This is a genomic window from Tritonibacter sp. SIMBA_163 (assembly GCF_046535935.1).
GTDB classification, from domain to species: Bacteria; Pseudomonadota; Alphaproteobacteria; order Rhodobacterales; family Rhodobacteraceae; genus Epibacterium; species Epibacterium scottomollicae.
This window is the reverse complement of record NZ_JAWJBP010000001.1, coordinates 816,117-830,038: the sequence shown is the minus strand read 5'-3', so window position 1 is coordinate 830,038 and position 13,922 is coordinate 816,117. Positions and strand designations below refer to the sequence as shown.

General features: G+C 59.9%; 16 protein-coding genes and 1 tRNA gene. 8 read left to right on the top strand and 9 right to left on the bottom strand.

Translation table 11 applies throughout. The annotated features are described in order from the left end of the window. Positions 1-359 precede the first annotated feature (359 nt). Positions 360-1,028 (top strand): hypothetical protein, encoded by a 669-nt coding sequence (locus R0J92_RS03925; protein ID WP_411050779.1) that lies wholly within the window; start codon positions 360-362, stop codon positions 1,026-1,028. A 236-nt stretch (positions 1,029-1,264) separates the two neighbouring features. On the opposite strand, the gene R0J92_RS03920 is transcribed toward R0J92_RS03925, so the two are convergent. Then, the gene (locus R0J92_RS03920) at positions 1,265-1,561 is read right to left on the bottom strand and encodes a hypothetical protein (protein WP_411050778.1); all 297 of its coding nucleotides are present in this window, start codon (positions 1,559-1,561) and stop codon (positions 1,265-1,267) included. A gap of 252 nt (positions 1,562-1,813) precedes the next feature. Between R0J92_RS03920 and R0J92_RS03915 the strand changes: the two genes are divergently transcribed. Next, on the top strand, positions 1,814-2,569 hold the full coding sequence (locus R0J92_RS03915) for a dienelactone hydrolase family protein (RefSeq protein WP_411050777.1): 756 nt from the start codon (positions 1,814-1,816) through the stop codon (positions 2,567-2,569). A 160-nt stretch (positions 2,570-2,729) separates the two neighbouring features. On the opposite strand, the gene R0J92_RS03910 is transcribed toward R0J92_RS03915, so the two are convergent. The 5 genes from R0J92_RS03910 to R0J92_RS03890 all read right to left on the bottom strand — a co-directional run bounded on the left by R0J92_RS03910 (position 2,730) and on the right by R0J92_RS03890 (position 5,351). Then, positions 2,730-3,458: a hypothetical protein gene (locus tag R0J92_RS03910; protein WP_411050776.1), complete on the bottom strand. Its 729-nt coding sequence runs from the start codon at positions 3,456-3,458 to the stop codon at positions 2,730-2,732. Further along, positions 3,455-4,039: a hypothetical protein gene (locus tag R0J92_RS03905; protein WP_411050775.1), complete on the bottom strand. Its 585-nt coding sequence runs from the start codon at positions 4,037-4,039 to the stop codon at positions 3,455-3,457. Before R0J92_RS03905 ends, R0J92_RS03910 begins: the two co-directional genes overlap by 4 nt. A gap of 180 nt (positions 4,040-4,219) precedes the next feature. Further along, on the bottom strand, positions 4,220-4,858 hold the full coding sequence (locus tag R0J92_RS03900) for a hypothetical protein (protein ID WP_411050774.1): 639 nt from the start codon (positions 4,856-4,858) through the stop codon (positions 4,220-4,222). Then, positions 4,858-5,121, bottom strand: a complete 264-nt coding sequence (locus R0J92_RS03895; RefSeq protein ID WP_411050773.1) for a hypothetical protein — start codon at positions 5,119-5,121, stop codon at positions 4,858-4,860. Before R0J92_RS03895 ends, R0J92_RS03900 begins: the two co-directional genes overlap by 1 nt. Next, positions 5,121-5,351 carry a hypothetical protein gene (locus R0J92_RS03890; protein WP_411050772.1) on the bottom strand — a complete coding sequence of 77 codons (231 nt, stop codon included), beginning with the start codon at positions 5,349-5,351 and terminating at the stop codon, positions 5,121-5,123. Before R0J92_RS03890 ends, R0J92_RS03895 begins: the two co-directional genes overlap by 1 nt. A gap of 311 nt (positions 5,352-5,662) precedes the next feature. Here R0J92_RS03890 and R0J92_RS03885 point away from each other — a divergent pair, with 311 nt between their 5' ends. The 5 genes from R0J92_RS03885 to R0J92_RS03865 all read left to right on the top strand — a co-directional run bounded on the left by R0J92_RS03885 (position 5,663) and on the right by R0J92_RS03865 (position 8,957). Continuing rightward, positions 5,663-6,376 carry a helix-turn-helix transcriptional regulator gene (locus tag R0J92_RS03885; protein ID WP_411050771.1) on the top strand — a complete coding sequence of 238 codons (714 nt, stop codon included), beginning with the start codon at positions 5,663-5,665 and terminating at the stop codon, positions 6,374-6,376. Positions 6,377-6,476: 100 nt separating this feature from the next. Beyond that, positions 6,477-6,758, top strand: coding sequence for a hypothetical protein (locus R0J92_RS03880; RefSeq protein WP_411050770.1), 282 nt, complete (start codon positions 6,477-6,479; stop codon positions 6,756-6,758). Positions 6,759-6,775: 17 nt separating this feature from the next. Then, positions 6,776-7,300: a hypothetical protein gene (locus tag R0J92_RS03875; RefSeq protein WP_411050769.1), complete on the top strand. Its 525-nt coding sequence runs from the start codon at positions 6,776-6,778 to the stop codon at positions 7,298-7,300. 183 nt (positions 7,301-7,483) lie between these two features. Beyond that, positions 7,484-7,735 (top strand): hypothetical protein, encoded by a 252-nt coding sequence (locus R0J92_RS03870; RefSeq protein ID WP_106162759.1) that lies wholly within the window; start codon positions 7,484-7,486, stop codon positions 7,733-7,735. Next, positions 7,725-8,957, top strand: a complete 1,233-nt coding sequence (locus tag R0J92_RS03865; RefSeq protein WP_411050768.1) for a hypothetical protein — start codon at positions 7,725-7,727, stop codon at positions 8,955-8,957. The genes R0J92_RS03870 and R0J92_RS03865 overlap by 11 nt, the downstream gene beginning before the upstream one ends. Positions 8,958-9,048: 91 nt before the next feature. On the opposite strand, the gene R0J92_RS03860 is transcribed toward R0J92_RS03865, so the two are convergent. The 3 genes from R0J92_RS03860 to R0J92_RS03850 all read right to left on the bottom strand — a co-directional run bounded on the left by R0J92_RS03860 (position 9,049) and on the right by R0J92_RS03850 (position 10,355). Beyond that, positions 9,049-9,132: transfer RNA gene (locus R0J92_RS03860), tRNA-Leu, on the bottom strand. A 98-nt stretch (positions 9,133-9,230) separates the two neighbouring features. After that, on the bottom strand, positions 9,231-9,800 hold the full coding sequence (locus tag R0J92_RS03855) for a tetratricopeptide repeat protein (protein WP_411050767.1): 570 nt from the start codon (positions 9,798-9,800) through the stop codon (positions 9,231-9,233). Between the two features lie 78 nt (positions 9,801-9,878). Further along, a complete protein-coding gene (locus R0J92_RS03850; RefSeq protein WP_106162762.1) occupies positions 9,879-10,355 on the bottom strand; it encodes an Lrp/AsnC family transcriptional regulator in 477 nt (158 codons plus the stop codon). A gap of 111 nt (positions 10,356-10,466) precedes the next feature. Here R0J92_RS03850 and putA point away from each other — a divergent pair, with 111 nt between their 5' ends. Beyond that, entirely contained in the window at positions 10,467-13,874 is a 3,408-nt protein-coding gene (gene putA, locus R0J92_RS03845) for a bifunctional proline dehydrogenase/L-glutamate gamma-semialdehyde dehydrogenase PutA (RefSeq protein WP_411050766.1), read from the top strand. Positions 13,875-13,922 lie beyond the last annotated feature (48 nt).

Sequence of the window (13,922 nt, the reverse complement as noted above, 5' to 3'; positions counted from 1 at the left end):
GCCCTCCGGTTTCCCGTGGGCGCATTTAGTGATGATGCATATTTACTGCCATGCCGGTGACATTGGCGTCAAGGGGGATTTGCAGGAGGCCAAAATGGCGCAGATATAGCCATTCGCTGTAGGCGCAGCCCCAAACCTCTGCTGACTGACTGCAATGCGGACTTTGCTGCAGCCAGCGCGATCACCGTCAATGGCCGCTTCCTGCCCGAAGCAGCGCTTGAACTCACTTGGATTGTCTTGTTGGATTGGATGAGGGATGTGACTTTGATCTTCCTCCCGCAAACAATGAACGAGCTGCAAAACAGATGCCCCACAGTAGTACTGCTCAAGAACGAATTTCAAACGCAATTCGGGATTGGATGCATAAGCTGCAAGCGTATCCTGGTTGGCAACAATGGAAGCGTTCACAAATCGGCTATGCGCTCAATTTCGACGACGAATTCATGCCTCGCGAAAGACAAGTTGAAGAGTTCAAGTTCTCGCCTGAGATGGAGTCAGAGCATGCAGTCCTGAGTTCGTACCTGGAGCTATTAAGCACCGCCAATGCACTCCGCGATGTAGAATGGTATTTTCGACGCTACCCATTTTCTCGCGCACCTGTTACGCAAGAAAGTCACTTAAGATACTGTTGTGAAATGTACTTTTCGCGGTTCTATCAGTTTCGAGAACGGCTAAAGGTGCTCTCTAAGGAAGTTAAGAGCGCGGTTCCCGATCATGGGTTGGATTTTGGCAAGTTAATTAAGACTTTTGACAAGGAGTTCGATCAAGAAATTAGAGCAAGGCATGGCGTTCACCACCATGAGGCGTTCGATGATGTGGCGATTTATCGGATCGCTCTGCTCGAACTCACGGACCCTTCTGACGGCCGTGAACTGAGCAAACGAGCGTATCAATCTCACTATCGCAAAACAGCAAATGAGTGGGCTTCAAGAACGAGACGCCGTTCCGAGACTTTGGACGCGTTTGTCGAAGCCGTGGCGGACGCGTTGTTAAGAACCTGCCCGTTCCTATCTGTCGCAAAAAGTTAGCAAGAGTTAAGCCCATTCGGGACTAGTCAACCGAACAGCAGAAGCTTTGCTAAGTCAGATTCACGCGCATAGCCGACGTTTGCGCAACGCGCAGCATCCGACATGTTGGGCTCAAGCCAGTCCTTCACCGCGCCAGCAAGCAAGATCGTTGCCGAACTGGACGGTCAGCGGCAGCTAAGCGGACAAAGCTGCCGTTGGTCAGTTATACAGTTAGAGTTGGGAAACACGCAGTCAGGCTACCCTTCTACGAACACTGTCGCAGTCTCATCGACATAAAACGCTGCCTTGTTTCTAACGCACCATTCCTCCAGTTCACTCTTCAGCAGCGGCCAAAGGTCTCTCGCCCATTCTGGAGCCTTCGTTTCCCAGGCCTTTTGAGTTGGAAGGTATGCAGAATACACGCCCATAGGTAGCTCAAGAACGAACGAGCCACCTGGACCTTTCACAACCAATTCTTCCTTCCAGCGAGGTTGAAACTGGAAAGTTGTTTGCGGTTTTGAACCGAATAGCTTGGCGAAGAGACGGTTGAACATAGGTGTTTTATACAGTCAGATGCTTGAAGATTGAAGGTAGTATGGGCTCCAAGCAGACATGCGGCATCGCGGCGACAGGTAGGCGACATGGGCATGGTCTGCCCCCATCGAGTATCCGCTGAGGCCGGTCATCAGTGCAGCTGCAATTAAACCTCCAGTAGAGCAGCAATGACAGGTTGATGACAGGTTCTACAGGCAGCGTGCGTCATGACTGCGTCTTGCAAGGCGCAGGTCAGTTTTTAGGGAGGACACATGAAATTTATGAGATCAGCAACTAGAACCTCAATTTCCGCCGTCGCCATCGCGCTGGCATCTCTTGGGGGAGCAAGCACTACCATGGCCGAACAAGCAGCCATGACTTCGACCGCCCCGATGCCATTAGATATCAATTACTTACTCTATACTCCGGATAGCTTCGAGAATTCAGAGAAAGAATTCCCGCTTGTGGTCTGGCTGCATGGAGGCAACCAGGGCGGCAGCGATGTCGACAAGGTTCGCGAGAGCGGCTTGCCCAGTTTGATCGAACAGGGAAAGAGTTTCCCCTTCGTGGTATTTTCACCGCAGAACCCTAGCGAGAAACTTCTATATCCCATCGAGCGGATCAAAGCAGCGCTAGATGAAGTCGTTGCGTCGAACCGTATTGATGAAAGTCGCATCTACCTTATGGGCTATAGTCGTGGCGCGTTTGGTGCCTGGGCGATGGCTTCACAATTTCCCGACACCTTTGCCGCCGTGGTGCCTATCGCCGGCGGTGGCACGCGTCATTATCTAAACAGGACCAACGAGAACACGGCGTTCTGGGCCTTTCACTCTACAGATGATGATGTGATCCCGCTTAGCGATACCGTAACCTTGGTTCAGAGGCTGAGAGAGCTGGACCGAAATGTGCGTGTTACTGTCTTTGAGGGCGTGACCCACAAGGGAGTTGAAATGAAGGCGCTTGAAGACCCTGAATTGTGGGGGTGGCTGGAGCGACAGCAACTCATTCAACCTGAAACAACTGAATAGAAAGCGCCTGGATCGTCCTTCTACCGAAGAAGGGCGATCAAATAAGTTCCGCCGATGGAATGTCATTGAATGATGTGTGTGCTCACGCGTAGCCCCGGAATTTCGCGCCTAACGCAGTTGCAACGCGGCGCAGGTATCATGATCGAGGCCGCTGCGGCACTCAACAGACCACACGTTCAAGAGCATCCGACAACGCCTGACGCAAGGCACCAGAAGATTGCCCTCGGGAACTCCATCCATTCACCTTTAGCACCACGCTGATCGGTTTATCCTCGAGACACACCATATCGACCAGGCACCGGTCAGTGATGTTCTTGCGTGAGCCACGCTTGGACGGGCGAATCTTGCGAACCGCCATTGCAGTGCCGCTGCCGATGCGGCGGCGGATCCGTTCGATCTCCTCTCGATCTCGCAAGACCGCATCGATGAAGTTCCCGCAGCCACCTCCGCCGCGTAGCGCCTCAATAGATGAACACATGACACCAGCACAGGCGTGACGCTCGACCAGATCTCGATAATAGCGTCCTGCAGCCACCTGCTCCCGTGTGAACGGAGCAGGCTTTCCCTTGCTAGCGGCCTTTGCCGTCATCACGTCAAACACATCCGCCCGCTGCATCGCTGATCTGCCACGGTAGCCCGAAGGGCGCGCCTTCCAGTTTTCTTTGCCGTCAGGGAATAGCCTCATCGGCTGAAACACCCGGATTGCACCACGCGCGGGCGCCTCGGGGATTGCATCACCACAAACCTCGGGCACCTGACCCCGCGCTTTCACGGCTTGGATGCGGCCCGCCTCTGCCTGCAGGCGGAGCTGGCGCGCCGCCAGGAACACCGCCATCGGCGTCAAATCCGCCATCCCGTCCGGTGCCACGATCACAACATTCTCGCTCATGCTGCTGTACCTCGCTGCGCCTGGTCTGTGATCTCCCGGCATTTCTGCAGCGCTTCAGACCGGCGGGCGCGAAAGCTTTCATCCTCCACCGACAACCGATCCCCACGACCCAAGCGCATCTCGATATCCGCCATGCGCCGCACAGCCTCATCCGCCTCATTCCGGATCTGGGTGATGGTGTAACGCCCAGGCCATTCCCGCGCCCCACGCAGATAGCGCAGCAGCTCAGGCGCCCAGCCCCCAGCCAGCGCCTCTTGTCCCAGCGCATGCCCGAAGACCTTGATCATCAGCGGCGACGGCCCACTCTCCGGCGACTGGATCGCCCGTGCCTTGTTCAGGATCTTCAACCCAATCGGAAACCGATCCTTGTCCCGACCGCCCGGGTGCGCCTCCACCCAGTCCCGCAACACCGCGAGGCTGCCCGGCGTCATATACGCCAGTTTCTGGCGCATCTCAGCCAGCATGACCGCAAACTGAGCCTTGGTAAGGGTCGAGGGCCGCGCCAGCCCCAGCGCCTCCAGCGGCGTGATCAGCATGTCCTGAACCCGTTTCTCTCCGGCGGCCTGTTGTTTCTCATCCATCTCTGCACCTCTTTTCTCAGCAAATCCGAGTTATCCACAGCCACCGAACGCGAACGGTCCTGCGACTGTCCTTCTGTTTTGTTATGTCTCTGTCTCTGTCCCTGTCGTGCAGGACAGTCTGAGACTGTCCGAGACTGTCTTGAACTGTCCGCCGGACAGTCTTGGACACTGTCGGGACAGTTATCGGACGGAGCCGGAGCGCGCCTGACCGAGGTCGAACATATGCGTCGACCAGGACCGCATGGCGCGCTCGATCCAGCTGGCGTTGCGGTATTCGCAGCCCTCCTGGACCAGCCATTCGTCCATCCAACGAATGGCCGCGTCGTTCTTCGCCAACTCGGCGTGATAGCCGGCCACCGTCATGCGCAAGCGCTGCAACCGCTTGGCCGCATTGGCCGCTTCATGCTTGGCGCGATTGTCTTCCTTGCGTGACAGCGCCTCGGTCAGCGACCTGAGCACCATCGGATGCATCAGCCGCACCTCGCCGCCCTCGCAGATGCAAGGCGTCCACTTGTGCAGCGGGCCGTAATCCAGCTTGCACAGAGATCGGAAGTGCCCCGGATCGACCAGCAGCAGCTTGGCCAGCGTCTCCAGATCCTGCGGCACCGTGCCCACTGGCGTCTGGTCATATGCGATATTGATCAGATCGAAGTAGAGCGCCCGGCACTCCGGCGTGCCCTTCAGCCGCATGTCCGAGTTCAGCCAGCGCCGCCGCTCCCACGCCATGAAATAGTGGCTGTCGAGCCGATCCTCGATGCCAAGCGGGTATTCCGGCAGGTCATCGGTGGAGACAGGCTGCAATCCAACCGCGCCCAGCATCACGCGGCCTCCCCGAACAGAGACGACAGCTCATCATCGATTGCATCGATCAACTGTGGGCCGTTGTCGACCGCATGACTGCGCGCCATCTTGCGATAGCGCCCAGACCAACCGCGATAGCGGCAGATCTGGGAACAGGTCTGCCTCGATGCGCCGGTGAACATGGCCATATCCGCCAACGTGCATTCCCCGGCCCTGTCCTCGATCAGCCACCAGATCTGATAGGCGATCCGCTCGATACGCGGTGAAGCGATCTGTGCCATCATGCTGCCCTCGCCAATTTGTCCTGGAAGAACGCCGCCGCGCCGGGGTCGGTCAGCACCATCAGCAAGGCGGTATGGCTGGCGGGTGCTGTCACCGCGCCCCACCAGTTCAGCGCGGTCTGGAACGACACATCGCAGAACAGCGCCACCTCGCGCGGGCTGTGAAACCGCGCGTGGAAATAGGCCGACCAAAGGTCAGGCGCGCTGATCTTTAGCACGTATGGATCCAACTGATTTGACCAAGACGCTTGGTCAGCTGACGTGCCAGGCTGGTCGCATGGCACATCATTGTTCACGATCAGGGTCAGACGCGGGCGGCTCATGCGGCGATACCCCCCACTCGACTTGGAGGCGGGTTATCCGACATGTGCTTTCGGATCTTGTCCACGGTGTGAAGCGTCGGGCTCGATTTACCATCTTTCCAAGACGCCCACTGCCCCCAGCTCGCGCCAATGGCTTGCCGCAACACATGTTGCGGGGTGCGACCAACGGCATCTGCATAGGCGGAGAGTTCTGCGAGAAAATGTTCCATAAACCCTAATTGGGGTTTATTTACCCCAGCAGTCAAGGGTGTATTTACGCCATGCTTATTTCGGATCGGTGGGGTAAATTACCCCACATGCAACAATCATTTAGAGACGCATTCCTTGCGGCAATCGAGACCTCCGGCAAGTCTATGCGCAAAGTTGCGAGTGACGCGGACGTTTCATATGAGCAGCTCAAGAACCTGGCACAGGGCAAGAGCAAATCAACCAACGTAGATGATGCAGTGAAAATTGCTGCGTCATTTGGCACCACGCTAGAAGGCTTTTTAGAGGGGCAGCTGACTTACTCTGAGGCGCCTAGCATCGCTATTGCAGGTAAAGTTGGAGCCGGTGCACGAGTTCCCGTTTTTGACGCCTATGAAAAAGGCGCAGGTCCGCAAGTCTTTTGCCCACAAGGGCTATCCCCTCATGGCGTAGTTGCTGTTGAAATCGAAGGCGACAGTATGGAACCGGTCTATTCAGCTGGAGACCTGCTTTTCTACACGCGCAACGGTCACAACGCAGTTGTTTCGGATGATATCGGCCACAGATGCGTTTGCGAAGACGAGGATGGAATGGGTTGGGTTAAGCAGATCAAACCGGGTGATGAGCCGGGTAGCTTTCACTTGATCTCTCTCAATCCAGGCGCTCAGAACATGTGGAATGTGCGATTGAAGTGGGCTGCAAGGGTGCGTCTGCACTGGCCAGCAGAGTTGGCTCAGAGAATCTAACTTTGCACCTCATGCATGCTGCGGGGTAATTATACCCCTTTTGAGTTGACGGGGTAATTATACCCCGCTATCAATCTTCCATCAACCGATGGAGGATTGAATGCAAGACAGACTTGAAACCGTGCTGCGTGACGCTCAGCAAATCGCTGGCTCCCCCGAGGATCATCTCGACACCCCGCACCTATTCACTACGGCATGGGCCACGCTAAAAGCCGCGCGCGGTCAGGGCTTTGATCCCGCCCGCCTGCGCGCTGCACACCTGATCGAGCGCCCGGCACCGACACCTGAACCGACCGAACATGTCTTGGAGCGCGTCGGCCACAAGGTGCGCCGTGTCATGGCGGATCGCCAGATCACCCCGCACGGCCCCCATGCGGCGTAAGGCGAGGCGCACCCGCAATGACAAACCCTATCTCTCAAGGTTCCGCGCCCATAGCGGACAAACTCCAAGGGCGCCGCCCTTGCCCGAATAACGAACACCCGCGCCGCGCTGGAGGATTGCGCGCCAATGGGGTTCGCGAGGTTTCGCACCCGTCTTGCGGTGCGGATCAGGCGCGGGCGGCTCAATCCTCCAAATTGCCCACCGCCCGCGCATCATCTGCCGAGATCAACACCCTGGCGCTCTACGCCGCGACAGAGACCCTCCGGGCGACGCCGATGCATCAGAGATCGGCGCAGTTTGCAGATCTCGGCGGATGCATCACCGCGCCAGCTTCGGACGCATGGGTCTATGATGAGGCGCTCTGGTTGGTCGATCTGATGGGCGTTCTATGCGCCGGCACATCCCGCCAAAACGCGCTGAGCAACTGGATCAAGACCGCCTCGGCGCGCGTACCCCGCCGCGCCAGCGATGGTCGCCCGGATTGCCCCTACGACGGCCAATTGCCCGCGCCGAATTTCCTGCAAGGTGACTTCAATGTCTAACGCACGGATCGCCCGCAAAACCAGCGGCATCATGCGCCGCTTCGTTGCCGCCTCGTTGCCGCCTCGTTGCCGCCTCGTTGCCGCCTCGTTGCCGCCTCGTTGCCGCCTCGTTGCCGCCTAAGGCGGCGCGAAGATCGGAAGCAATGGCCGCCCAAAGCAAGGTCCTGAATCGAGAGAAATTTCATGCCATTTCAGCAGCTTTTCGTAAAGGAAGCGGACATAGCCAAAATGCTGGGCCATGACGTCAAGTGGCTACGCTCAAACAGTGAAACACTCGAACGTCAGTACGGCTTTCCCAAGATCGATCCTGCAATAGGCATGCGCCACCGTGAGGCGGTTGAGGAATGGGCGCGAGAACGCAACGCTAGATCTGCTAAAGCGCGCTCCCGGCGGTTGACGGAAACCAACCATACGGAGAACCACGATGCGTTTTAGAGACTCGCTCTGGGATGACAGCGAACCGGCCTATGCGCCGTTCCTGAAGTACCTGAAAGACCGGAACAGCTACCTATGGCGCCCAAGCAAGAAGTATCTCGAAGCTGGATACAGCATCAAAACATATAAGCTCGGCGGATCAAAAGGCGACGGGCTTGATTTGGAGCGCGCCGCTCACTGCCGCGCCCTCACTCGCGAGATGCTTGAATGGTTTGACGGCGAAGCTAAAGGCCGGAAGGCAGGTACATGGGGGTGGCTGATTGGCCGCTACCTGTCAGACGAGTTCAGCTCCTTCCATGACGTCTTGCCCCAAACGCAGGAAAAGTATCGGCAGATGCTGGGATACATCGAGCAAGCAATTGGCAATGTGCTGATCGAGGAAACTGACTTTGAGCGGATTATGAGGTGGAAGAAAGCCATGCACGACAAGGGCCGCTCCACCCACTACGTCAAGAAATGGTTCACCCACTGGCGCTTAGTCGTCTCCCACGGGATCAAGGTCGGTGTAGATCATTGCGCCAAGGTGAAAGCGATCCGCGAGGAGGTGCGCATCCAGAATCCCGCCCGTCGATCACGTTATGCCACCCGCGAGCAAATCGAGGCCATCGTGGCCGAGGCCGACCGCATGGGCCGCCCCCACCTCGCCCTTGCCATATTGATGCGGTTCGAGTTTATCCTGCGCGGTGTCGACGTGCACGGGCAATGGGTCAAGGACGATACCCGGCAGGGCGGCGTTCGCGACGGCGGGCAGATTTGGGTCGACGGTGTGACGTGGGATATGTTCGATCAGCACGTCACCTCGTTCACCAAGGTTATCAGCAAGACCCGCAAGAGCTTGACCGAACCTTACACCTTCAGCCTGAAGTACACCCCCGAGATCCGGCAGCGCCTGCTTTTGATCCCGACAGATCAGCGCACCGGCCCAGTAATCACCATGGCAAACGGCAAGCCACCCAAGAATGGTGTCCTGTCCCGCGGCTTCAAGGAGGCACTGCGCGCTGTGAATAAGGCACGCGCCAAAGCTGAACTAGACCCCTTCCCTGATGATCTACAGATCCGTGACACCCGGTCTGGCGGCATCACCGAAGCAAAGTCTCTAGTGGACCCCACTACCCTGCAGCACGCGGCCCAGCACACTCAAGGCACCACCACCGCGATCTACACCCGTGACCGGTCTGGAGCCGCAAACAACGTGATTCAGGTCCGTGCCAAAAGAGGGTAAGAACAGAACGAGTAACAACACGAGTAACAGACGAGTAGCAACGGCTTTTCAAGGCAGATATTTAAGTGGGGAAAATATATTATTTTCAGATTGGTACGGGCGGCGGGACTCGAACCCGCACGGCTAAAGCCTGGGGATTTTAAGTCCCCTGTGTCTACCATTCCACCACGCCCGCGCGGCTGGACCTCAGCGTCAAGCTCTACCCGCGCGGGCGGCTGTGTTCAACAGGATTTTCAGAGGCTTGAGGTTTCATCTCTCACACGACAGACGTCGCTACAACTCGATCTCATCCGCTGCCAAAGGCGCACCGGGGCCAAGCAGGTGGCGTTCGGATAGCCAGGGATTCAGCCGCAGAGCCTCCTGCAGGGTACTGCGAGCCTCGTCCGGTCGCGCGAGGCCCAGCAACGACAAGGCACGCCCGCTCATCGCCGCCACATGGCGCGGCGACAGTGCCAAAGCGCGATCCAGATCTTCAAGCGCAGCGGCGAAGTCCCGGCGCAGATAGTGCACGAAGGCGCGCTGATTGTAGCCCTCCGCGTAGTCGGGGCAGTAGTCAATCAGCCGGTCGAAATCGGACATCGCGCCGAGGAAATCAAAGGCCGAGCGCCGGGTCATGCCGCGATCCAGGATCTCCTGCGCCTGAGCGTCCGGCGCATCCGCCCAGAAGGTCCAGAGCTGATTGGCGATGCGCTTTGCCTCGCGCTCGCTGTCGGCGGCCTGCACCTGCTCCAGCACCTCATTGATCCGCGCCGCGTGATCCGGCGCGCTGGGACACTCTGCCCAACTGCCCCCGGCAAGAAATGACAGGGACACGACGGTGGGGATCACGACACGAAGCAACATACCCGATATGGTGCGCCAAATTCCGCTGCGGACAAGTTACAATCGCGTGTGCTAGCGCCTGCTCGATAGCCCTCGCGCCTAGATCGGCCCCAGACCCCCGTCGTCCTTCACCGTCTGCATCGACATGTAGGTGGAGGTCGAGGACACATGCGGCAGCGAGGAAATCCGCTCGCCCAACACCGCGCGGAAATCCGACATCGAGCGGCAGCGCACCTTCAGGAGGTAGTCGAAATGCGATGCCAGCATATGAACTTCCTCGATCTCGGCCACCTGTACGACGGCGGCGTTGAATGCCGCCAAGGCCGCCTCGCGGGTGTCGGTCAGCTTCACCTCGACAAAGGCGATGTGATCGAGCCCCAGCCGGATCGGGTCGATCATCGCGCGATAGCCTTGAATGATACCCTCCGCCTCCAGCCGCTTCAGGCGCGCCTGGGTGGGCGACTTCGACAGACCGATTGCACGCGCTAGATCGGAAATGGAGCTGCGGCCGTTGTGGCTCAGCTCACGTAGAATCGATTGATCAAACCGGTCGAGACCGGGGAAGCGCGATTGCATCGAAAAGCCTCCGCAAATAAACGCGTTTGATCCGCATTATCGACACAAACGGGAGAAATGACCAGTATGAACGCGATACAAGGGTCAAAATCTCTGAGATTGGGGAAAGACATGACATCTACCATCTTGTTGCGCGACCGGATCGATGCCGGCACCTATGCAGATCAGGCCCGCATGCGCGATGCGCTGGTGGCCCAGGCCGCGCTGTCCGAGGCCGACCGCTCTGCCATCTGTGCCTCCGCCACCCAGCTGGTGACGGACATCCGGGGCCATTCCTCGCCCGGGTTGATGGAGGTCTTCCTGGCCGAATATGGCCTGTCGACCGACGAAGGCATTGCCCTGATGTGCCTGGCTGAGGCGCTGCTGCGGGTGCCGGATGCGGATACCATCGACGCCCTCATCGAAGACAAGATCGCGCCCTCAGACTGGGGCAAGCACATGGGCAAATCGACCTCCTCGCTGGTCAATGCCTCCACCTGGGCCCTGATGCTGACCGGTCGCGTGCTGGACGAGGAAAAAAGCCCCGTCGGCGCCCTGCGCGGTGCCATCAAACGTCTGGGTGAGCCGGTGATCCGCACCGCCGTGGGCCGCGCCATGAAGGAAATGGGCCGCCAGTTCGTGCTGGGCGAGACCATCGAGAGCGCCATGAAACGCGCCTCCAACATGGAAGCCAAGGGCTACACCTATTCCTATGACATGCTGGGTGAGGCCGCGCGCACCGAGGCGGATGCCTCGCGCTATCACCTTGCCTATTCCCGCGCCATCTCGGCCATTGCCAGCGCCTGCACCAGCAGCGACATCCGCGAAAACCCCGGCATCTCGGTGAAGCTTTCGGCGCTGCACCCGCGCTACGAGATCGCCAAGGAAGCCTCTGTCAAGCAACAGCTGGTGCCTCGCCTCAAGGCCCTGGCGCTGCTGGCCAAGGCGGCAAAAATGGGCCTCAACATCGACGCCGAGGAAGCCGACCGCCTGTCAATCTCGCTCGAGGTGATCGAGGAAGTGATCTCCGATCCCGCGCTCCATGGCTGGGACGGGTTTGGCGTTGTGGTGCAGGCCTATGGTCCGCGCACCGGGCTGGCCATCGACGCCCTCTACGAGATGGCGGAAAAATACGACCGCCGCTTCATGGTGCGACTGGTGAAGGGCGCCTATTGGGACACCGAGATCAAGCGCGCGCAGGTCGAAGGCATGGATGGTTTCCCGGTCTTCACCTCCAAGGCGCTGACGGATGTGTCCTACATCGCCAACGCGCGCAAGCTGCTGGCGCGCACGGACCGGATCTATCCGCAGTTCGCCACCCACAACGCTCATACCGTCGCCGCGATCCTGCATATGGCAGAGGACGGTCAGGCCTATGAATTCCAGCGCCTGCACGGCATGGGCGAGACCCTGCACCAGAAGGTGATGGACAAGAACAACACCCGCTGCCGCATCTACGCACCGGTTGGCGCGCACCGCGACCTGCTGGCCTATCTGGTGCGGCGTCTGCTGGAAAACGGCGCCAACTCCTCCTTCGTGAACCAGATCGTCGATGAGGATGTGCCACCGCAAGAGGTCGCCGCCGATCCCTTCCTGCAAGTGGACGACCTGAGCACCGACATCCCCACCGGCCCGAACCTGTTCCAGCCGAAGCGTATCAACTCCAAAGGGTTTGACCTGCGCCACGCGCCCACCCTTGCGGCCATCGACGCGGCACGCGCGCCCTTCCGCAGCGCCACATGGGACGCAGTGCCGTTGATCGCGGGCGAGGCCATGCCGGAGACCCGTGTGGCCGTCACCAACCCCAGTGATCTGAGTGAGATCGGCTCCGTTGCGCAATCCAGCGCCGAGGATGTGGAGCTGGCCCTGGCCTCCGCCTCCACCTGGGACGCCCCGGCAGAGGTGCGCGCCGCCGCACTCAACAAGGCCGCTGACCTCTATGAGGCCAACTATGGCGAGCTGTTCGCCCTGCTCGCGCGCGAGGCTGGCAAGACACAGATGGACGCGGTGGCAGAGCTGCGCGAGGCGGTAGACTTCCTGCGCTACTACGCCGCCCGCATCCCCGATGCCGCCGCTGCGGGCATCTTCACCTGTATTTCGCCGTGGAACTTCCCGTTGGCGATCTTCACCGGTCAAGTGTCGGCCGCACTGGCGACCGGCAACGCAGTGCTGGCCAAACCCGCCGATCAGACCCCGCTCGTGGCCTTCCGCGCGGTTGAGCTGATGCATGAGGCAGGTGTTCCGCGCGAGGTGCTGCAATTCCTGCCCGGACGTGGCTCCAAGGTCGGCGCGGCGATCACCGGCGATGCGCGTGTGGGCGGCGTCGCCTTCACCGGCTCCACCGCCACCGCCATGCGCATCCGTGCGGCGATGGCCGACAATTGCGCCCCCGGCACGCCGCTGATTGCGGAAACCGGTGGCCTTAACGCGATGATCGTGGATTCCACTGCCCTGCCCGAACAGGCCGTGCAGGCGGTGATCGAAAGCGCGTTTCAGTCGGCAGGCCAACGCTGCTCCGCCCTGCGCTGCCTCTACCTGCAGGAAGACGTGGCCGAGGGCGTGCTGACCATGCTCAAGGGCGCGATGGAAGTGCTGGATCTCGGCGATCCCTGGGATCTGTCCATCGACAGCGGCCCGGTGATCGACGAAGGCTCCCGCGCCAAGATCCTCGCCCATATCGACCAGGCCCGCAGCGAAGGTCGGGTGCTGAAGGAGATGCAGGCGCCGCAGGGTGGCACATTCGTCGGTCCGACGCTGATCAAGATCGACGGCATCAGCGACCTGCAGGAGGAGATCTTTGGCCCGGTGCTGCATGTGGCGACCTTCAAGTCGCGCCAGCTGGACGACGTGATCGACGCCATCAATGCCACTGGCTACGGGCTGACCTTCGGTCTGCAGACCCGTATCGACGACCGGGTGCAGCATGTTTGCGACCGCATCCACGCGGGCAACATCTATGTGAACCGCAACCAGATCGGCGCCATCGTCGGCAGCCAGCCGTTTGGCGGCGAAGGTCTGTCGGGCACCGGTCCCAAGGCGGGTGGCCCCCACTACCTCGCGCGGTTCTGCGCCCCGGATCGTCAGCAGAGCACCGAGGCATGGGACGGCACCATGGCGGAACTCCCCGGCGAGACCGGCGAGGCCCGCGCCCCTGTCACCACGTCCCTGCCCGGCCCCACCGGTGAATCCAACCGTTTGACAGTCTCCGCCCGCGCGCCGCTGTTGTGTATGGGCCCCGGCAAAGCCGCCGCCGCAGAGCAGGCCAAGCAAGTCATCGCACTTGGCGGCACCGCGCTGGAGGCAGACGACATGGTGGATCTGCATCGCCTGCAACATCTCGGTGGCATCGCCGGTGTGCTGTGGTGGGGCGATGAGGCAACGGGCCGCGAGATCGAGCAGGCCCTGTCCAAGCGCGACGGCCCGATCCTGCCACTGATCCCGGGCACCCCGGATCGCGCCCGCGTGCTGGCCGAACGCCACGTCTGCGTCGACACCACTGCGGCCGGGGGCAATGCCGCGCTCCTCGGCGGCAACGCCTGACGCGCGCCATCTGACGCGATCAACACCAACGCGCCGCTCCGTGTCCTT

Coding starts and splice junctions, on each gene's coding strand:
- R0J92_RS03880 (WP_411050770.1), top strand. CDS start 6,477: ATGCAAGACAGACTTGAAACCGTGCTGCGTGACGCTCAGCAAATCGCT.
- R0J92_RS03910 (WP_411050776.1), bottom strand. CDS start 3,458: ATGAGCGAGAATGTTGTGATCGTGGCACCGGACGGGATGGCGGATTTG.
- R0J92_RS03865 (WP_411050768.1), top strand. CDS start 7,725: ATGCGTTTTAGAGACTCGCTCTGGGATGACAGCGAACCGGCCTATGCG.
- R0J92_RS03915 (WP_411050777.1), top strand. CDS start 1,814: ATGAAATTTATGAGATCAGCAACTAGAACCTCAATTTCCGCCGTCGCC.
- putA (WP_411050766.1), top strand. CDS start 10,467: ATGACATCTACCATCTTGTTGCGCGACCGGATCGATGCCGGCACCTAT.
- R0J92_RS03925 (WP_411050779.1), top strand. CDS start 360: ATGCATAAGCTGCAAGCGTATCCTGGTTGGCAACAATGGAAGCGTTCA.
- R0J92_RS03875 (WP_411050769.1), top strand. CDS start 6,776: ATGACAAACCCTATCTCTCAAGGTTCCGCGCCCATAGCGGACAAACTC.
- R0J92_RS03850 (WP_106162762.1), bottom strand. CDS start 10,355: ATGCAATCGCGCTTCCCCGGTCTCGACCGGTTTGATCAATCGATTCTA.
- R0J92_RS03900 (WP_411050774.1), bottom strand. CDS start 4,858: ATGCTGGGCGCGGTTGGATTGCAGCCTGTCTCCACCGATGACCTGCCG.
- R0J92_RS03870 (WP_106162759.1), top strand. CDS start 7,484: ATGCCATTTCAGCAGCTTTTCGTAAAGGAAGCGGACATAGCCAAAATG.
- R0J92_RS03905 (WP_411050775.1), bottom strand. CDS start 4,039: ATGGATGAGAAACAACAGGCCGCCGGAGAGAAACGGGTTCAGGACATG.
- R0J92_RS03895 (WP_411050773.1), bottom strand. CDS start 5,121: ATGGCACAGATCGCTTCACCGCGTATCGAGCGGATCGCCTATCAGATC.
- R0J92_RS03920 (WP_411050778.1), bottom strand. CDS start 1,561: ATGTTCAACCGTCTCTTCGCCAAGCTATTCGGTTCAAAACCGCAAACA.
- R0J92_RS03855 (WP_411050767.1), bottom strand. CDS start 9,800: ATGTTGCTTCGTGTCGTGATCCCCACCGTCGTGTCCCTGTCATTTCTT.